Source organism: Arthrobacter sp. FW306-05-C, assembly GCF_021801725.1.
Taxonomy (GTDB): domain Bacteria; phylum Actinomycetota; class Actinomycetes; order Actinomycetales; family Micrococcaceae; genus Arthrobacter.
Map to the genome: position 1 here is coordinate 3,798,113 of NZ_CP084556.1, position 18,148 is coordinate 3,816,260.

An 18,148-nucleotide genomic window follows, 5' to 3' on the forward strand; every position below is an offset into this window, starting at 1 on the left:
AGGCGCAGGATGCGAAGGTGGCAAGGATTGCCCGGGGCCACAGATTGGGTCCGGACAGTTATGGGGAAACGCAGGCGCCGGCGGGGACCGGCAGGCCTACCACTTGTGTGGTGCGTTTACCCAGATGGCTACGCATACCTCTTCGTAGCTGTTCTTGTACCAGTGCGGGGTTTCTGCCGGGTAGGTGATCGAGTCGCCCTCTTCCAGGCTGTAGCAGACGCCGTCCAAGTAGACGTCCTTCCTGCCCGAGATGATGTAGCAGAACTCTTCCCCGCTGTGGGTAAAGGGTGTTGCGCTGGTGTCATGCCCTGGGGGCGTCATGATCCATTGCGCTTCGATGGTGCCGTCACGGTCCGGGGTGAGCAGTTCGTGAACTGCCTCCCCCACGGATTCGCGGGTGACGTTTTTCAGGTTCCGCCGTGCGGATCTGCGGACGACGGGTGACTTGGTTTGGTCCTGGCCAATGAAGAACCTTCCCACGGGGATGTCCAGTCCATGGGCCAGTTGGGCGAGGGTCGTGAAGGACGGGTTGGCCATTCCGCGTTCGATCTGGCTGACGATCGCCTGGCTGAGCCCGGTGACGTCCGAGAGCTTGGCCAGGGTCATGCCCTTTTCCTTGCGCATGGCCCGCACTTTGTTGCCAACCGTGGCCAGCAGTTCGCTGGTGGCCGGCGGTGCGGTGGTGCTACTCTCGGTGGTCATCGGTTGTCTTTCACTGGGTGAGCTTACTCACACAACTATAGTGAAGATTTTTACTCAAACAACCCCTTTTCCTAATTATCTTGAAGATTCTGCTCTCGTGCAGGAAAAACGGGCCCAAAGACACGAGCGGAACCGCTTCTCCTGCCCCATACTTGCGCCATGGACGACACCGCCGCCGGGGACCGGACTGTGCAGGAACATCAGAACGCGCGAAAACCGGACCGGGTCCTGCTCGCGCTGGTGGGCGTGGTGGTACTGCTGGTGGTGGTGGCGCTGGCCGTGGTCTTCACCCGCGGCGAGCCGGCGCCGCTGGATGAAGGCAGTCCCGCCGGGGTGGTCCAGCGGTACAGCAAGGCAGTGATCGACGGCGACGTTCCCACCGCCCAGTCCTATCTCACGGAGGGTGCCAGGAGCAGGTGCCGCGGCACGTACACCGGCGAGCCGTCGCCCGCCCGCGTTGTCCTCATCTCGACGACGGAGCGCACCGACTCAGCCACCGTGAAGGTTTCGATTGTGCGGTCGGCCCAGGGCGGCCCCTTTGGGCCGTCCGAGTACGAGACGGAGGACGCCTTCTCGCTCCTCAAAGTGAATGGGGAATGGATGATTGACCAGCCGCCTTACCCGCTGATGGCCTGCACGGTGATGCCGGTGAAGCCATGAGCGCCTCCGCAGCCCCGACGTCTCCCGTTCCCACAGGTGGCCTGGCCACCCTCCGCCGGCTGATCCTGTACGTCCTGCTGTTCGCGCTGGTGGTCATCGCCGCGTCAGGTGTAAGCGGGTTGCTTGAGCGTCTCTTCCGTACGGCAACCACCTTGGTTTCCGGCGACGTCACCGGGTTGGCCCTGTCCCTGGCCTTCACCCTGATCGGCGGCCCGCTGGCGCTGCTGCTGTGGTGGTTCGTGTGGCGGCGGCTCGACGATGAAGCCGAGCGGAGGGCCCCCGGGTGGGGCCTCTACCTCACCGGGATCTACGCCGTCTCGCTGATCATCGCCACCACGTCGCTGCTGGATCTGGCCACGTCCTTCATCGGCGGACAGGTCAGCCAGTGGCCGTCCCCCCTGGCGAACGCCATTGTGTGGGCGGCTATCTGGTGGTGGCACCGGTGGATGTGGAAGCACCCCCGCAAAGCGTCGCGCCACCTTGAGGACGTGCGCGCCGTCGTCGGCTCCGTCTTTGGGCTGCTGCTGGGTGCCGGCGGCTTGATCGCCGCGCTCAGTGTGCTGCTGGATGTCGCGATCCGCGGTTTCACGGCAACCACCGTCTTCGAGCCCTGGTGGTTTGAGGTCCTCCGGTCCCTGATCTGGGCCGCGGGCGGGGCGGTGGTGTGGTGGTGGCACTGGTTCCGGGAGGGCGGGCAGCGCTTCCAAACAGGGCTGGTGGACGTCACCATCATCGGCGTGGGCATCTTCCTGGCCGGCATCGCTGCCGTGGGCGGGCTGGGCGTCATCCTGTTCGTCCTCCTGCGGCTGGCCTTCGACCGGAGCGATCCCCTGAACGATCTGCTTGAGCCGCTGGCCCCGGCCATCGCCTCTGCCGCCATCGGGGCGCTGGTGTGGCGGTATCACCGCAGTACGTCCGTGCACCGTTCCACCCGGACCCGCCGGGCCAGCCTCCTGGTGACGTCCGCAGTGGCGCTTGCCGCGGCGGCCTCCGGCATCGGCGTGGTGGTGAATGCACTGCTGGCTGCAGCCGTATCTCCTTTGGCGGGCGGGACAACCCGTACCCTGCTTCTGGGCGGCATCAGTTCCCTGGTGGTGGGAGCACCGGTGTGGTGGCTCGCGTGGAAGCCCCTGCACCAACCACGCAGTGCGGACGACATTCCGCCCGGCCGGCGCCTGTACCTGGTTGCATTTTTCGGCGTCAGTGCGATGGTGGCGCTCATTACGCTGCTGGTGATCGGATACCGGCTCTTCGAATTCCTGCTGGGCGAAGTCACCGGCGGCAGCGTCCTTGACCGGATCCGGGCGCCCCTGGGCCTGCTGGTGGCTGCCGGGCTCGTGGCGGGCTACCACTTTGCGCTGTGGCGGCACGACCGTGCACTACTCGCCGCGGCGGCCCCTGCCCGGCCGCGGGTGATCGAGCGGGTCACCCTGGTCAGCGGTTATCCACCCGCTGTCGTTGATGCCGAGGCTGTGGCGCGGGGAATCGCTGACGCCACCGGGGCGAAGGTGACCACCTGGCTCAGGGCGGACGACGGCGGCGCGGGACTTCCGTCGTCGTCCGTTCCTTCGCCCGTGGTTGCGGACGTCATGCGGCAGATCGCGGTGGCGCTGGAGGCCACTGCCGCGCAGCAGGTGCTGGTGATCGCCGGGCCGGGAGCCCGGCTGGAGGTCATCCCGGTGGCTGCTGCCGGGGGCGCTGCCGTCGCTGGCGGTCCTGCGACCGGCCGGGCCCTACGGCCCTAGCTTGCTCGGGAAGCTGAAGCCTAGCGTTGGTGCTGGCAAAGGAGGCCGGCCATGGCTGCTCATCGAGCCGCAAAACTTTGCGGTGCTGAAATGGAAATGAGCCAACCAGGCAACGGCACCGCAATCGTCATCGCCGCCCAGCACCCAGCCTGGGGGCATGCCTCGTAAGCCACCCACGGATGCGGAACTGACGGCGATCATCAATGGGGTAGGCACGAGCCGGAACCTGCCGTTTCCCGCGCTCGCGTCCTTCTTCAACGCCGTTTTCTCACGAGCGGGAAAGTAGGACCATCTGCGCCGGGAATGCGGCGTTCCTCAAGATTTGCTCAGTTTATCCCGCTGGTGGATTAACCCTCTTCCCCTGGCATTCTGCGCTGCCTAGTGTTGGCACACACGCTTTGCCAAGGGGGACAAATGAAAAGCACAGCTGAGAGTCTTGCAGACGCCGCAAACCAGGACGGGCAGCAGGCTGCCGTCACGGATTCACTGGACGTACAGCACAAGCTGGCGGAGTGGACATCCGACTGCCTGCTCACCATGCGCAGCCCAATCCGCTTCACCCGCGCCGACTGGCCCTAAGCCGCTCGAACTTCCGGCACCGGATCCGGGACAGCCTCGTCAATCAGCCGGCTCGATCAGTTCCGGTCCGTCGTTCCGCACGCTGTTTACCCTTGTGGACACTATCCGTGGGGTCAGGACGGGCTCGGGAAGAGTGTCCAGAAAGTGCCGGATATCGTTCTTATCGGTCAGGTCCGGGTCCAGCCACTCGGCGAAGCGGTCGCGGGGAATGATCACCGGGGACCTGTCGTGGACATGGCCCAAGGCGTCGTGGGCCGTGGTGGTCAGGACCGTGCAGCTCAGGAGCCACCGTGCTGGGTCATCCTCCGGCACTGAAGGGTCGGCCCACCACTCGTACAGGCCGGCAAAGCCGAGCATCGGTTCCTTCTCGGAGTACAGGTAGTTGGGGATCTTTTTGCCGTCTTCCGTCTTCTGCCACTCGTAGTAGCCGTCGGCAGGAAGAATCGCGCGTCGTTTCACCGCTGCCTTGCGGAATGACGGCTTCTCCAGGATGCTCTCGCTGCGGGCATTGATCAGCTTGTTGCCGATCTTGATGTCCTTGGCCCAGGACGGAACCAGGCCCCAGTGCGCCACCAGCAGGTGCCGCTCAATGCTGCCCTCATCCAACCGCTCGGCCACGATCGGCACCGGCTCAGTGGGGGCCACGTTCCAGCTTGGTGGGGGCAGGCTGCCTTCAACCTCTTTGGCGTCAAAGTGGCTCAGGAGGTCGCCCGTGGCCTTGGACATGACATATCTGCCGCACATACGGTTATTCTCCCCACTGCAGGTCGGCCGGTTGTTGCCCGGATAGGCGAAAGGGCGGGCCACCTGGACCACCGGTATGACTCATGGAGCCATGCGCCCAACACGGCCAGCGCACTGGTCCAGGTCGTTACCCGCCGTTTCAGGCCCGCCCCGGCTTTTAACGCCGCTACCAGTGATGGAAGGTCAGCTGGAGGCTTCCCGCTCGATTTCCTCGGCCAGGTCATCCACTTCTTCGGGACGGGCTTTGATCCCGGCTTCCTCGAAGCGCTCTTCAAGGACGTGGCTTACATCGTCCTGGACATGGCCCAGCTGGATGTCGTGACGGACATCCTCCGCGATGGCTTCGGGCGTGGCATCGGGATCCGTGCCCGCCACGAGCTCATCGTTGCCGTCAAAGGGGTCGTTGGCGCCGCCGTCTTCGCTATCAGTCATACTCCATCGTTACCCTTCGCCGCCCGGCAGTAAACGCCGCGTCCCCGTTGCGCCGATCCAGCCGGCTTCAACCCAGGAAGGTGCGGTGTATATCGCTGCCGTAGCGGCCAATGATTGCGCGTTTGGCGTTCCTGAAGGCTTCGAGGTCCCCGGCATGGCCATGCTGCTCAACGCGGCGCCTTGCCAGCTCGTCCGAAATCACGTCAAGAAAGAGTTCTGCGAGGAGCAGCCGGGCGGAGTCGCGGAATCGGCCCCGTCCGTCGACATAGAGCTGGACGGTGGGGGCTGCGGTGTTGATGATGACTTTTCGCTCCACTTCGCTGTACACAGCACGGTCCGTGCTGTTGTGCAGGCTGCGGAAGTCGTAGCCGGTGAAGAGGTCGACGCCGTGGTCCCTGCTCGGGTGGTGGACCTGGCGGTGAGGGCCCGGCAGCTGTCCGGGGGCGGCGACGGCCTGGTGCGGCGGTTGGTTTGCGCTGCGGTGTGAGGCGTGCTCGGCGATGACCACTTCGCACAGCGCCCAGTAGTCCCCGGCTCGGGCAGTGATTTCCCCGTGGTCTCCAGCTTTGTCCCCCGTTGCCGTCCATTCGAGCCGAAGGGTTTCCGCCAGGGTGCTGACTGGAACCGGCGCTGGCAGCGGGTCAAGGCGGATCGAGGGCGGAAGGTCCAGTTCGAACGCCAGGGTTTCGCCAACGGGCAGCTGGGATGGATCCAGCAGCAGGGCAACGTGGAACGGATGCACCGGCGGCCGGTAGTAGAAGGGCGTTGTGAACCGCAGTGCCGCAGGCAACGGTGACTCCGGCGCCTGCTCGCCGTCCCCATTCCGGACACCAGGTGCTGTCTCGAGGCCCAGGTCCAGGATGGCGGCCTCGCTCATGTGCTGAAGCAGGTGCTCGATCATCTCGGCGGTTCGCCCGGATGTGGTGGCCCGTTCCAGGTGGGTGAGTTTTTCTTTCTCGGCCTGGACAGGGGCCGCGATCATCCGGCTCACGGCCCGCGAGAACGCCGCAACGAACGGGTCCTTGGGGTTCAGGCCTTCACGCTCGTCGCTGATGATGGCCCTACCTTTGCCGAGCATTTCGGTCAGCGCGGGGCAACGCACCGTCCCGAAAAGATACTCGGTGCCCACCTGGTTCTCGTATTCGAACATCTGGCAGTCGAGCACAGCCCTGCCGGACTCCACCACCAGGCCGGCGGTTCGTTCGTCACCCTTCAGTGTCAGTTCAACGTCCTGGGCCCGTTTCAGCGTGACGGTGAACGCGTACTCCGTACCGTCGACGCTGAAGCTGCCCGGTTCTTCAGGGCTCACCAGCGTGATGGCAGGAGGTTCCCGGAAACGGATGCGGTCACTGCCGTGATCGCCGTCACCGGGGTGTCCGTGGACCAGTTCCACCCTTCGCCTGTGCAGCACGTCCCGCAGGTAGATGTTGTCCGCAAGGAGCTGTAGCAGTGTTGCCTGCTGGGTGATGGTGGCGTGCGGGTTGTCTACCACGATGGTGACCCTGGTGCCGTTGCCGCCGTCGGGAATCCCGAGCCGGACGTGGTCCTCGGGGAACGCCCGGCGGTCCGCGCCGTCGTCGTCATAAAGGTAGCCGCCGTTCTCACCCCGGAAGATGTCGATCCGGGTGAACCGGCCACTTTGAATGGTCTCGATCCAGCCGTGCCCCAGCCCGAAGATGGCCTGTTTGAGCCCGCGCCCAAAGTAGCCCCGGCCTGCTCCCTCCCCGCGGGCCAGCGGACTGTGGGCGCCGCCGTAGCTGAGGATCCTGCCCGCCTGCTCGAAGGACATGCCCTCCGCCTGGTCGGTGACCGTCAGCACTGCTCCAGAGTGGTGCCGCTGGTAACCGACGACGATGGGACCCGTCAAGGTGCCGCCGGCTCTTTCCAGCCGCGAGTAACTGTCATCGCTGTTGGTGATGAGCTCCACCAGAGCCTTCTCAACCGAGGCGAAGCGCCGGGAATCGATCCCGATCACGCGCTGGTCCACTTGGATCTGGGCAACCGTCATCTGTGGTTCCTTCGCTTACAACCGAAGCTGATGGTCAGCCCGAAGGCGCAACGACGGGCCAACTACGTGGAGCGTAGCAGCAGGCAGAGAGGTCAGGACACCCCCGCAAGAACCCCGTCGATCCGGGTCAGCAGCCCGGGCCAGCCGTTGCCCATGCCTTCGATGGCGTGGCGGCCCATGGGGGTGTCGAGCTGGAAGCCGGCGTGCTCGAAGTGGAGGATGGTGCCACCATCGACGGGTTCCAGGCGCCAGGTGATGGTGGTCTCCAGCTGGCCCTCAGAGAAGAGGAAGCTGATGGATCTGCCGGGGTCCACGGTAAGGACTTCGCACTGCTGCTGGCCCCACGCGTCCATGTCCATGGTGAAGCGGTGGCCCACCACTGGCGCGATGTTGCCCGGAGCCCACCAGCGGGCCAGCAGTTCAGGGGTGGTCAGCGCGGCCCAAACCACGGCAGCCTGGTGCGGGTAGCGGCGTTCCAGCCGGATGGCGCTCTCGGTCATGACGGTTCCTCCTCGTCCAAAAGGTCGGCCAGGGCATCCAGCCGCCCGTTCCAGTAATGCTCGAAGTGCTGCACCCAGCCGCCGATCTCGGCGAGCCCGACGGGCTGCAGGTGGTACACCCTGTTCCTGCCTTGCCGCTCCTCCCGAACCAGCCCCGCCTCGCGGAGCACGGCAAGATGCTCGGACGCGGCCGGGCGGCTGAGGTCCAGCAGGCCGGTAAGCTCGCCGGCTGTCCGGGGACCCTGCCTCAGCTCGTCCAGGATGACGCGCCGTCCCGGGTTGGACACTGCGGCGAAGACATCGGGAAGCACAGCAACAGTATATGTCGGGAATTTCCGACATAAACTATCTGCGCTCCTGTGTCAGCGGGAAGAGACTCATCCATTAGGCTCACTTTTGGTCCAATTTGGACCTTTACTCGGCGACGCCGAACCTTTGGGGGCTAATTCATGGTGGGAACTGGCGGCACTTCAACAATCGGCATGCGTCCACCCCTGGTTCGATCGATAGCCGGGTTCGCCGTCCTGCTGTCCCTGGGACTGGCGGGATGCGCTTACTCGGGCGCCCCACCCCAGGCGGAACACGCCGCCGCAGTTGTGCCAACGTCACCCCCTTCGCCCGTCGCCGCGAGGCCTCCCCTAAGTGGAGAAACCGTCCGGGACTCGTTTGGCAACGTGGACTTCTACACCACAGTTGCCGGCGACACGCTTCCGGCAGTGGCGGCGGCATACAAGCTATCCGAGGCGAAGGTCGCCGGGTTCAACGGACTCCAGCCCGGAACTCCCCTCGCTCCGGGCACGAAGCTCCGGCTGATTCCGGCTGGCCCCACGCCAGGCGCGAAGGGCGCAGCGACGGTTGACGCAAACGGCATTCCAACGGGATACACAATAGAACCCGACGACAGCCTGGCCGGCATCACCTACCGGTTCAACCTGACCGAGAAGCAGTTGGCGGAAGCGAACAAAGTCCCGTTCACCTACGAAAAGGGGAACGCCTACTTCATCCAGGCCGGCAAGGTCATCCAGCTGCAGAAGAAGCCGGTGGACAGCAGGTCCGGCTCAGGCCCCTCGATCAACAACTCATTCGGCCAGACCGTCTTCTACACGACCGGGGACGGCGACTCGTTCGACAGTCTTGGCTACAAGTTCCGGTCCACCACGGCACAGATCCTGCTGTACAACCCTGCACTGTCGGCGGATCAACCCATCCCTGGAGGCACCAAGGTTCGACTGATACCCGGTGAACTGAAGATCGAGGGCGCGCAGGGAACGTTCACCGCCGACGACCAAGGGATTCCGCTGACGTACACCACGGCTCCCGGGGACACCGAGCGGCAAGTTTCTTTCCGCTTCGGCGTCACTGACCTGCGCTCGGCCAACCGTCCGAGCACGGGCACGGCCGGGGTTTGGTATGACTTCACCGACCTGCCCACCGGCGAACTGGCGCCGGGCCAGACCATCAGCGTGGCGCTGGACAAGCCCATCAATAAACCCGGCAACTGACGTCCGCCCGCTCCCCGTCCGGGTGGGGCCCGACCCTCCAGGCTTTTACTGGCGGCCGGAACTGACCCGCCGGCCCACCGCGTAACCAGCCCAGAAGGCGAGCACCAGCAGCCCGGCCACCATGATGGCCAAGCCAATCTGTGTGCCTTGGGTGATGAAGGCTGCGCCGGGCACGCTGAACGGTTTGTTGCTCAGCGGCGCGTAGGCGAACCAGCCGGTGAAGTCCCGGTTCAGGTACGCGACCAGGCAGCCAACCAATACGGCGGCGACGCCCAATAAAGGTACGACGGCGGCAGGAACCCTGTCGCGTCTGGACGGCGGGCGTTCGTCAGGCGTGTTGTTCTCCCCCATGGACGCGAGTGTAGCCGCGGGCGCTCTCCTGTGCGCAAACGCCGATCCTGCAGCACTTCAGCCACTTCAAAAACATTTGCCTCTTCTATTGCTGAGAACCCGCTTTCTCGACAGGGTCCTTGTCAGCGCCCTTCAGTGATCGGCGTCATTGTGGACCGCGGACCGGGGGCGCAGTTCATTCCAATGACGGAAGAGAAAACATGCGAAAACGCAGTGCCTACATGTCTTTATCCGCAGCACTGGCAGTAGCCGGAGCGCTCATCATTCCAACCCAGGCAGGGGCAGCACCAAACCCTGCCGCCGGCCCGATCGCGCAAACCGTCCAGACACCGCTGGAGCGCCAGGTACTCGGTGAAAACAACGGCTGGGCGTCCGAAGGGACGGGAACCACCGGCGGCTCGGCAGCAACCGATGCCCACGTCTACGACGTCCACAGCAAGGCCGAAATGCTGGCGGCCTTCGCGGATGCCGGCACGCAGCCGAAGATCGTCCGGGTTTACGGAACCATCAACGCGAACACGGCCCCGGACGGAACCCCGCTGACCTGCGCAGACTATGCCGCAGGAACGGGCTACAGCCTGGAGCAGTACCTCAAGGACTTCGATCCCGCTACCTACGGCCGCAGCCAGGAGCCGGCCGGCCCGCAGGAGGACGCCCGCCGCCTGGCCGCGGCAAAGCAGGCAAAGACCATCCGCTGGGACATCCCCACCAATACCACCATCGTCGGAGCGACCCCGGACAGCAGCATCACGGGCGCGGCAATGCGCATCAATGGCGCCACCAACGTGATCGTCCGCAACCTGACGCTGCGGGATTCGGCCGACTGCTTCCCCGCATGGGATCCGACTGACGGGGCCGAGGGCAACTGGAACAGCGAATACGACCTGCTGCAGGTCATCAACAAGGCAACCCACGTGTGGATCGACCACGCCGCCTTCACGGACGCCCCCACCCTGGACAGCTCGCAGCCGCTCTACTTCGGCCGCCCCTACCAGGTGCACGACGGCGCAGTGGATGTCACGAACGGCTCGGACCTGGTGACCATGTCCTACAACCGCTTCTCCGACCATGACAAGCTGCTCCTGATCGGCTCCACAGACTCTGCCACCCGTGGCGACCCCGGCAAGCTCCGCGTCACCATCCACCACAACGTGTTCGAGAACGTTGGCCAGCGCGCCCCACGGGTACGATTCGGCCAGGTGGACGTGTACAACAACCACTACAAGGTGGCGGCGGACAGCCCCATCCCCTATGAGTACAGCCTGGGGGCCGGCTTCAGCTCCCACCTGTACGCGGAGGCCAACGCCTTCACGCTGCCGGATGGAATAACGGCCGCGGACATCATCGGGCGCTATAAGGGAACGCAGATCACCACCGTCGGCAACGCCGTCAACGGCAAAATTACGGATATACGCGCCGAGTACAACGCCGCTGCTGCGCCTGCCGACCAGTTGGCCGAGGACACCTCCTGGACGCCCACCTTCCGTACCCAGGTCCACCCGGCCCAGGCCGTACCGGCCCTGCTGAAGGACTCCACCGGACCCATCTTCACCGCCGGAGGAAACTCCTGATGCCGGCCATTCTCCCCAGCCGCCGCTCCATCCTGGCCACTTTGGCCCTTGCTGCCGGCACGGCGGCATTCTCGGGGACGAACGCGGCAAACGCCTTCACGCGAGCCGACCCCGACCCCGACCCCGACCCCACGAAACCCCGCACCAAGCCCGTCATTTTTGTCGTCGGGGACTCGACGTCGTCGGCCTATCAGCAGTCGGAAAGGCCGCGCGCCGGGTGGGGGCAGGCACTGCCCCTCCTGCTGGGGCCGCAGGCGACGGTCTTTGATTATGCCTGGTCAGGCGCCTCCTCCAAGAGCTTTGCCGACGCCGGCCTGCTCGACCGGGTGCTGGCCCTGATGCAGCCGGGTGACTACCTGCTCATCAGCTTCGGCCATAACGACGAGAAGGTTGCAGACCCGGCCCGCGGTACGCTTCCAGGCTCCACCTTCAAGGAATATCTGGGCCGCTACATTGACGGCGCCCGAGCGCGGGGTGGCACGCCTGTGCTGGTCACTCCAGTGGAACGCCGCCGCTTCGATTCCTTCGGCAACGCCAAGGATTCCCATGGCGAGTATCCGCAGGCTGTCCGGGAACTTGCTGCGTCGTCCGGCACTCCGCTGGTGGACCTGACGGCGTCCTCGAAGCAGTTGTGGCAGGACCTGGGGCCGGAAGGAACCAAGTCCCGCTTCCTGTTCCTCGCCCCGGGCCAGTACCCGCAGTATCCCCAAGGATCCGAGGACAACACGCACTTTCAGGCCCTCGGTGCAGTGGAGGTGGCCCGCCTGGTGGCCCGCGAGCTGCAATCCAAGCAGATCGTCCCGCCCGGGTACTTCCTGAACATCGACGCCGGCACCGAACCCCTGCTTGAGATGTACTGGCCGAGTGAACGTCCGGTGGACCTGCCGGTAACGCTCGACGCCGGCCCCGGCACGACGTTCACGACGGTGCAGTCGGCAGTGGATTCCGTCCCTGAGGGCAGCCTCCAGCGGACGGTCATCAGGATCCGGCCCGGCATCTACCGCGAAGCTATACGGATCCCGGCCACCAAGCCCCGAATTTCGTTCAGTGGACAGGGCGGCCGGCCAGAGGACGTGGTGCTGGTCTACAACAACGCGTCCGGCACTCCCAAGCCGGACGGAAGCGGGAACTATGGCACTTCGGGAAGCGCATCGGTCCGCATCGACGGCCCGGATTTCGTGGCACGGAACCTGACCATCAGCAACGATTTCGATGAGGCCGCCAACCCGGGCATGAAGGACCGCCAGGCAGTCGCCCTGCACATCACCGGAGACCGGTCGGTACTGTCCAACGTCAGGTTGCTGGGCAACCAGGACACGTTGCTGGTCAACTCCCCGGGCGCAGGTGTCCAAGCCCGCTTCTACTTTGACAACTGTTATGTGGAAGGGGACGTGGACTTCGTCTTCGGCCGCGGCACCGCTGTATTCAGCGGTTGTGACATCAAGAGCCTGGACCGCGGCTCGACGACGAACAACGGGTACGTCACGGCCGGCAGCCAGGACCTGTCCATCAAATACGGGTACCTCTTCGACCGGTGCCGCCTTGTCTCGGACGCGGCCCCGGGCTCCGTCCACCTTGGCAGGCCGTGGCACCCGAGCGGTGATCCGAAGGCGGTTGCGCAGGTGCTGTTCAGGGATTCCTGGCTGGGCCCGCACATTTCTGGAACGCCGTGGACGGACATGAGTGGCTTCTCCTGGCAGGAGGCGCGGTTCTTCGAGTACAACAACCGCGGCCCAGGGTCCCAGGTAACGCCTGACCGTCCGCAGTTGCCCGGGCCGGATGCGGGCAACTACACGGTCAGGAACTACCTGCACGGAACCGATGGCTGGGCCCCGCAACTGGCAGGTTCGACGGCGGACTGCAGTGTGGTGCCGGCGGAAACAGCAGCGTAACTGCAGGGAAGGTCCGGTTCACTATGGAGCCGGGCCTTCCCTGTCCGTCATCCCTAGCCGGACGCACAAGACGGGTCTAGGCTGGGCGGATGTTGACCATCGGCACTATCGTCCTCGGCGTCAACGACGTCGCAGCCGCCACAAAGTTCTGGCATGACGCCCTGGGCTATGTCCCCCGGGAACCGGGTGACGAAACCTGGGTGACCTTGGTGCCGTCGTCGGGCCCGGGCGCGGAATTGTCCCTCATGCTCAGCGAAACCCCCGTCCAGCACCACCCGCGGATCCACCTGGACCTGTATGCGGACGACCAGTCCGCGGAGGTGGAGCGGCTGGTGTCGCTCGGCGCCCAGCGCGTGGATTGGGACTCGTACCCGGACGATCCCGACTTCGTGGTCCTGGAGGATCCGGACGGGAACAGGTTCTGCGTCATCGACAAGAGCCCGCGCTAGCAAAGCCCGGGAACAAGCCCGCCGCCCAGCCCGTTGGCATCCGTACAACCGTCACCTCTTAAGGGGCGGCAGCGACGGAAGGGAACTCATGGTCAGGGCTATCTGGAACGGAAAAGTCATCGCCGAATCCGCGGACACCGTGGTGGTGGAGGGCAACCATTACTTCCCGCGCGACGCCGTCAATCCCGCCTATCTGCGGGACAGCAGCAAGAATACATTTTGCCCGTGGAAGGGCACGGCCAGTTACCACACCCTAGAAGTGGACGGCGAACTGAACGAGGCCGCGGCCTGGTACTACCCCGAGGCCAAGCCGCGCGCCAAGCACATTGAGGACCGGATCGCTTTCTGGCGCGGCGTCACCATCGAGGATTAGCGGACAGAAGAAGCGGACGACGGCGGGTGCTTACCCGGCGTCGTCCGCTTAGCTTTAGCGGTACGCCGACGGCGTTCAGCGGTGGTTCTTGCGGTGCTTTACGACATGCAGTTCGCTGGCTTCGGTTTTCGCCCGTTTTTCGAGAATGGACTTACCGACCTTCTTGGCGGCACCACCCTTGGAGGATTTTCCTGACATCGGAATCACGCCTTCCTTTCCCGTGATAACCGCTACCATACCCACTTTTGTCTGTTTAGCCAGCCCCCGTTTTCCCGCAGCCCAGAGCCGCACAAACCACCCATCCCAGGTCATCGCCAATCGCGGGCCGGATGCTGCTTACCGCCAAAATTCACCGAGCCTCCCCACAAGGGACTTGCCTTGGTTGTGCCCGGCTAGCGCGGCTGCCGGGCGGAGTGACAGGTCCATCGCGTTGGGGCCGAACATGTGCTCGGCGTCGCTGTCCGGAAAGATCGTTTCGACCAGGCTGCCGCCCGCCCGCAGCTCCTCGACCTGTGCCCCAAGCTGCATGCCCCACTCCAGCGGCATACGGGTCCTGCCGCTAAAAGGCGAGAGAACCACGACGCGGCTGCATCCGGCGGCCAGGTCCGCGTTCTCGTTGCGCCGGTAGCCGCCGTCGACATAGCTGCTGTCCCCGATCCGGTACGCGGAGGCGCTGGAACAGCTGGCCGCCACGGCGTCCACCAGGCTGACACCGCTGTCTCGGTGGAACACTGCGGGGTCCCCGGTCCTCGCGTCGACTGCAGTGATCAGCAGCTCATGGTCCGGCCACTCCTGCCGGGGCAGCCGCCCCGCCACAATGGCCCGCCACCGCACTGAGCCGTCGTAGTCCGAAGCCAGGTCGAGTGCAGCCGCCCCCATTCGGCGCCGCATCTCCGCGGCGTTCCTGGCGGCGGCGATGATCCGGACGGTCCGCTCCAGGTGGTCGGGTACAGACCCGCCCAAAGCCGGAGGTCCTCCCGGGCGCGGCCCCTGCGGGAGCGGAGCGGCCAGGACGGCGGCATAGAGTTCCGCGGGAGTGGCGCCGGCGATCTGGGCAGCAGCCGTGGCTCCTGCCGATGTTCCGATGACCTTGTCTGCGTTGGTCACGTCCAGGCCTGCGTCGGCCACGCCAGCGAGGACGCCAATCAACCAGGCGTTGCCGGTGGATCCGCCGCCGCCGAGGACCAGTGCGCGGCCGGATGCCGCAGCGCCACTGGCACCCGGCATGGAAGAAGGTGTTGTGTTCATGGGAGTCGCCTTTCGCGAAGTGCCTGTTCGGCGCTCCCTGTGGCGCGGCCAGGTCAGCCGTGGATCGTGGGCTGGGAGGGAGCACCCATTGCGGATACAGCTTTCATGGGTCTCACCTCCTGAGGTCGCGTCACGATCAGGGGAATCTTGGCACACCAGCAGTGCCACCCGCAACGGGTAAATTTGAGGCGATGATTTCGATTGACCGGGACAGCCCCACGCGCCACGACGTCCACCTGCTCCTGAGCGAACACTTGGCCGATATGTACGCCACCTCGCCCGCCGAAAGCGTTCACGCCCTGGACCACTCCGCGCTGGCCGCCCCCTCCATCACGTTCTGGACCGCCCGCGAGGACGGCAACCTGCTGGGGTGCGGCGCACTCAAACTGCTGGGCTCCCCCACGGGTCCCGTAAGGCAGGGCGAGATCAAGTCCATGCGCACCACGGCATCCGCCCGGGGCCGGGGCGTGGCCACGCTCATGCTCGGGCACATCCTCGAGGACGCCCGGACCCGGAACATTGAGCGGGTCTACCTGGAGACCGGCACCGAGGACTACTTTGCCCCCGCGCGGCGACTCTACGCCAAGCACGATTTCACGGAATGCCCGCCCTTTGCGGACTACGAGCTGGATCCCAACAGTGTCTTCATGGAGCTTCGTCTCTAGCACCTCACCTCGGCATATAAGAATGCGAACGACGGCGGGTGGGCCACCCGCCGTCGTCCGCTTTCCTGTGTCCCGGCTTGCTAGAGTTGCCCGCCCGGGCCGCTGTCCTTGACGTCACCGCGCCAGCCGCCGGTTTCAGTGCCGCGCGATTCAATGAAGTCCTTGAACTTCCGCATGTCAGCTTTGACCTGCATCTCGTCGATCTTCAGCGCCGCGCCAGCCTTTTCCGTGACGGTTTCCGGTGCCCACTCGAAATGAACTTTGACCTTGGTGTGGTTGGCATCCAGCGGCGTGAACCGGACGATGCCGGCATGAGACTTGCCATCGGTGCTGCGCCAGGCGATCCGGTCATCTGGCTCCTGGTCGACTATTTCGGTGTCGAACTCCCGCTGGACACCGCCCACCTTGGTGACCCAGTGGTTGGTTCTGTCGGTCAGCTGCGTCACCGATTCCACTCCGGACATGAACTGCGGAAAGGATTCGAATTGGGTCCACTGGTTGTACGCGGTCCGCACCGGAACCGCGACCTCGACGGCCTCTTCAACCTCTTGAAAGTGTTCCATCTGCTTCCTCCTCATGACGGACGGCCGCAACGGCGGACCGGCAGATTCGGCCTTCCTGCCAGCCAGGCAGCCGCCACCCCTGCACGATAGATCCGGCGCCTACCCGTGTCCAGAGCCTTAATGCCGAAGTGGACGACGGCGGGTGGCCCCGCCGTCATCCACTTTCCATTAAGCGCTTAGCGGCTGAAGGGGACCTTTTCCCAGCTCAGGACATCTGCGCCCTTGGCGCTGTTACCGGACACCGTGAAACGGACGTAGTCCACGGCGTTGTTGGCGCCGTCAACGGTGATGTGCTGCAGATCGTCGGCGGCCGGCGAGCCGTAAATGCCCAGCCAGGGCGAACCGGCGCCGAGGGGCTGGTTTTCGGCGAAGACGTGGCTGTCGCCGTTGACCAGGTAGACCGGGGCGTCGAAGTTGTTGGTCTCCTGGGCGATGGCCTGCACGATGTCGCGGAAGCCGGACACGGTGTCCGGGTTGACGGTGGCGTCGGCCAGGAGCGACGGGTCGAACATGTCGGCCTGCTGCATGAGCACCACGGCCCGGTCGTTACTGCGCCTTGCGTCGGTGAAGGTCTGGTGGATCTGCGCGATCACGGCACTCGTGCGGTGATCCACCTCGGCCAGCTGCTCCGGGGTGGGCTCGGTCTTGCCCAGGCCAGTCCACGGCAGGAGGGAATTATTGCTGCCCTGGACGTTCAGCACAGAGAAGGCCACCCGGTCCTTGTCGAAGCGGACGTCCTCGGGAAGCCCCAGGTTTTCCTGCGACTTCAGCGGCATGGTGGCGCCCAGCGTCTTGCCGGGCTGGTTGAAGAAAACCTCCCGGATCTTGTCCAAGCGCTCCAGTGGGTTGTATGCGCCGTTGTTGGTGCGGTGGCAGTCCACCCACTCGTTGTCACCGGGTGTGTAGACCAGCGGGTGGGTGAAGGTGTCGAACTGGGCCCGGATGTAGGAGAAGTACTCGTCCGAGCAGACGGAGGAGCCATTCTTTATATCGCCCACATGTGCTACAAACTTCAGGCCCTTGTCCGCATTGAGGTCCTGGATGCGGGAGGGGAACTTTGCGATCTCGGCGGCGCCGTAGGGGATGTCGCCGATCGCGGCGAAGGTGAAGGCCTGGTTGTCGCTGTTGTTGTCTTGGCTGCTTTCGGCGAAGGCGGGCTGCGACGCAAGGAGGCCGAACGTCAGGGTCAGTGCCGCCGTCGTGATTTTGACTGTCTTTGAAGGCATGGGGATGGTCCTTTTGTGGTGTCTGGACGGGCTTACGCGCCGCGGGCGGCGAGGAACTGCTGGAGGCCGGCGAGGTCGTCGGTGTTAATGTGGTCCACGCCGGCGCCGGCCAGTTCGGTCCAGACGGCGTCGCGGGCTGCGCCGGGCTGGTCCGGGGTGGCCCAGAAGCGGACGCGGTAGCCGGTGGCATGCGCGTTGGCCACGAAGGCCCGTAGTTTGGTGCGTTCGGCTTCGGGCATGGGGCCGACGCCCTGCCAGGTGAAGAGCTTGGTCCAGTTGTCGCTGACCAGCGGCATCAGGGTGGCTGGCAGGCCGGAGGTGAGCTCGGCTGCGCGGCCGTCGTAGAAGCTGAAGCGCTGGGTCTGCGCCTGCATGGTGGCCAGCGGGCGATTGCCGCTGATGACTGCGGTGACGGGACCGGTCTTGACGTTGCCATTGGTGTAGCGGCTCATGATGTCGCGGTGCTCGGCCAGTTCCTTCTCAACGGCGGCGTAGGTGGCCTCACCCTCGCTCTTGATGTCGATCAGGAGCTGCAGGCTGCCGTCCCACTTCGGGTAGACACTGTGGCCGGGCTGGCTGCGGACCAGTGCCTGGAGCGGGTCGAGGTAAAGGCTCTCGAGGGTGACGCCCTGCTTGGCGTCGGCGAGGTCGTGGGCCACGCGCAGTTCGCCGTCCACCAGCCAGACGTCCGCCTCGACGCTGGTGAAGCCGTGCTCCAGTGCGTCGAACAAGGGACGGCCATGCTCATAGTCGTTATGCGCATGCGTCCCGGCAAGCGGTTGGCCGACGACGACGGGCGCGGGCTCGGGTGCCTCGGCCCGGACGTGGGCAGGAGCTGGTGCCGCCCCGGCCAGGGTGGCGAGAAGGGCGACGGCGGCGAGGGTGGTTTTCACGAACACGCAGTACTCCTGGTACCTCGGGGATTTTTTGCCCAGCGG

General features: G+C 65.1%; 22 protein-coding genes. 10 read left to right on the top strand and 12 right to left on the bottom strand.

Translation table 11 applies throughout. The features are described 5' to 3' along the window. Window positions 1-96 precede the first annotated feature (96 nt). Entirely contained in the window at window positions 97-702 is a 606-nt protein-coding gene (locus LFT44_RS17645; protein ID WP_236799710.1) for a helix-turn-helix domain-containing protein, read from the bottom strand. Window positions 703-861: 159 nt separating this feature from the next. Between LFT44_RS17645 and LFT44_RS17650 the strand changes: the two genes are divergently transcribed. The 4 genes from LFT44_RS17650 to LFT44_RS17660 all read left to right on the top strand — a co-directional run bounded on the left by LFT44_RS17650 (window position 862) and on the right by LFT44_RS17660 (window position 3,686). After that, the gene (locus LFT44_RS17650; protein WP_236799711.1) at window positions 862-1,362 is read left to right on the top strand and encodes a hypothetical protein; all 501 of its coding nucleotides are present in this window, start codon (window positions 862-864) and stop codon (window positions 1,360-1,362) included. Continuing rightward, a complete protein-coding gene (locus LFT44_RS17655) occupies window positions 1,359-3,107 on the top strand; it encodes a DUF5671 domain-containing protein (RefSeq protein ID WP_236799712.1) in 1,749 nt (582 codons plus the stop codon). The genes LFT44_RS17650 and LFT44_RS17655 overlap by 4 nt, the downstream gene beginning before the upstream one ends. Window positions 3,108-3,264: 157 nt before the next feature. Further along, complete coding sequence (locus LFT44_RS22015; RefSeq protein WP_272910868.1) at window positions 3,265-3,393, top strand: hypothetical protein; 129 nt, start codon at window positions 3,265-3,267, stop codon at window positions 3,391-3,393. Between the two features lie 128 nt (window positions 3,394-3,521). Continuing rightward, window positions 3,522-3,686 carry a hypothetical protein gene (locus LFT44_RS17660; protein ID WP_236799713.1) on the top strand — a complete coding sequence of 55 codons (165 nt, stop codon included), beginning with the start codon at window positions 3,522-3,524 and terminating at the stop codon, window positions 3,684-3,686. Window positions 3,687-3,725: 39 nt separating this feature from the next. Here the strand turns inward: LFT44_RS17660 and LFT44_RS17665 are convergent, their stop codons facing one another. The 5 genes from LFT44_RS17665 to LFT44_RS17685 form a co-directional block, all read right to left on the bottom strand. Further along, window positions 3,726-4,412, bottom strand: coding sequence for an SOS response-associated peptidase (locus tag LFT44_RS17665; protein ID WP_236802944.1), 687 nt, complete (start codon window positions 4,410-4,412; stop codon window positions 3,726-3,728). Window positions 4,413-4,613: 201 nt separating this feature from the next. Beyond that, window positions 4,614-4,862, bottom strand: coding sequence for a hypothetical protein (locus tag LFT44_RS17670; protein ID WP_236799714.1), 249 nt, complete (start codon window positions 4,860-4,862; stop codon window positions 4,614-4,616). Window positions 4,863-4,929: 67 nt separating this feature from the next. Further along, complete coding sequence (locus tag LFT44_RS17675; protein ID WP_236799715.1) at window positions 4,930-6,870, bottom strand: ATP-binding protein; 1,941 nt, start codon at window positions 6,868-6,870, stop codon at window positions 4,930-4,932. A gap of 92 nt (window positions 6,871-6,962) precedes the next feature. Then, a complete protein-coding gene (locus LFT44_RS17680; protein WP_236799716.1) occupies window positions 6,963-7,370 on the bottom strand; it encodes an SRPBCC family protein in 408 nt (135 codons plus the stop codon). Continuing rightward, window positions 7,367-7,681, bottom strand: coding sequence for an ArsR/SmtB family transcription factor (locus LFT44_RS17685; RefSeq protein ID WP_236799717.1), 315 nt, complete (start codon window positions 7,679-7,681; stop codon window positions 7,367-7,369). The genes LFT44_RS17680 and LFT44_RS17685 overlap by 4 nt, the downstream gene beginning before the upstream one ends. A gap of 171 nt (window positions 7,682-7,852) precedes the next feature. On the opposite strand from LFT44_RS17685, the gene LFT44_RS17690 reads away from it, so the two are divergent. After that, entirely contained in the window at window positions 7,853-8,872 is a 1,020-nt protein-coding gene (locus LFT44_RS17690; RefSeq protein WP_236799718.1) for a LysM peptidoglycan-binding domain-containing protein, read from the top strand. Between the two features lie 45 nt (window positions 8,873-8,917). Here the strand turns inward: LFT44_RS17690 and LFT44_RS17695 are convergent, their stop codons facing one another. Then, the gene (locus LFT44_RS17695) at window positions 8,918-9,223 is read right to left on the bottom strand and encodes a hypothetical protein (RefSeq protein ID WP_236799719.1); all 306 of its coding nucleotides are present in this window, start codon (window positions 9,221-9,223) and stop codon (window positions 8,918-8,920) included. Between the two features lie 200 nt (window positions 9,224-9,423). Here LFT44_RS17695 and LFT44_RS17700 point away from each other — a divergent pair, with 200 nt between their 5' ends. The 4 genes from LFT44_RS17700 to LFT44_RS17715 all read left to right on the top strand — a co-directional run bounded on the left by LFT44_RS17700 (window position 9,424) and on the right by LFT44_RS17715 (window position 13,508). Next, window positions 9,424-10,794, top strand: a complete 1,371-nt coding sequence (locus LFT44_RS17700; RefSeq protein ID WP_236799720.1) for a pectate lyase family protein — start codon at window positions 9,424-9,426, stop codon at window positions 10,792-10,794. Continuing rightward, entirely contained in the window at window positions 10,794-12,686 is a 1,893-nt protein-coding gene (locus LFT44_RS17705; protein WP_236799721.1) for a pectinesterase family protein, read from the top strand. Before LFT44_RS17700 ends, LFT44_RS17705 begins: the two co-directional genes overlap by 1 nt. An 89-nt stretch (window positions 12,687-12,775) precedes the next feature. Continuing rightward, window positions 12,776-13,135, top strand: coding sequence for a VOC family protein (locus LFT44_RS17710; RefSeq protein WP_236799722.1), 360 nt, complete (start codon window positions 12,776-12,778; stop codon window positions 13,133-13,135). Window positions 13,136-13,223: 88 nt separating this feature from the next. Continuing rightward, window positions 13,224-13,508, top strand: coding sequence for a DUF427 domain-containing protein (locus tag LFT44_RS17715; protein WP_236799723.1), 285 nt, complete (start codon window positions 13,224-13,226; stop codon window positions 13,506-13,508). A gap of 75 nt (window positions 13,509-13,583) precedes the next feature. Here LFT44_RS17715 and LFT44_RS17720 read toward each other — a convergent pair whose 3' ends face one another. Beyond that, the gene (locus tag LFT44_RS17720; protein WP_236799724.1) at window positions 13,584-13,751 is read right to left on the bottom strand and encodes a hypothetical protein; all 168 of its coding nucleotides are present in this window, start codon (window positions 13,749-13,751) and stop codon (window positions 13,584-13,586) included. 93 nt (window positions 13,752-13,844) lie between these two features. Further along, entirely contained in the window at window positions 13,845-14,756 is a 912-nt protein-coding gene (locus LFT44_RS17725) for a patatin-like phospholipase family protein (protein ID WP_236799725.1), read from the bottom strand. 191 nt (window positions 14,757-14,947) lie between these two features. Here LFT44_RS17725 and LFT44_RS17730 point away from each other — a divergent pair, with 191 nt between their 5' ends. After that, window positions 14,948-15,421, top strand: coding sequence for a GNAT family N-acetyltransferase (locus tag LFT44_RS17730; protein WP_236799726.1), 474 nt, complete (start codon window positions 14,948-14,950; stop codon window positions 15,419-15,421). 80 nt (window positions 15,422-15,501) lie between these two features. On the opposite strand, the gene LFT44_RS17735 is transcribed toward LFT44_RS17730, so the two are convergent. The 3 genes from LFT44_RS17735 to LFT44_RS17745 form a co-directional block, all read right to left on the bottom strand. Continuing rightward, window positions 15,502-15,984, bottom strand: coding sequence for an SRPBCC family protein (locus LFT44_RS17735; protein ID WP_236799727.1), 483 nt, complete (start codon window positions 15,982-15,984; stop codon window positions 15,502-15,504). A gap of 176 nt (window positions 15,985-16,160) precedes the next feature. Then, a complete protein-coding gene (locus LFT44_RS17740) occupies window positions 16,161-17,210 on the bottom strand; it encodes a hypothetical protein (RefSeq protein WP_236799728.1) in 1,050 nt (349 codons plus the stop codon). Between the two features lie 32 nt (window positions 17,211-17,242). Further along, a complete protein-coding gene (locus LFT44_RS17745; protein ID WP_236799729.1) occupies window positions 17,243-18,109 on the bottom strand; it encodes a phosphatidylinositol-specific phospholipase C/glycerophosphodiester phosphodiesterase family protein in 867 nt (288 codons plus the stop codon). Window positions 18,110-18,148 lie beyond the last annotated feature (39 nt).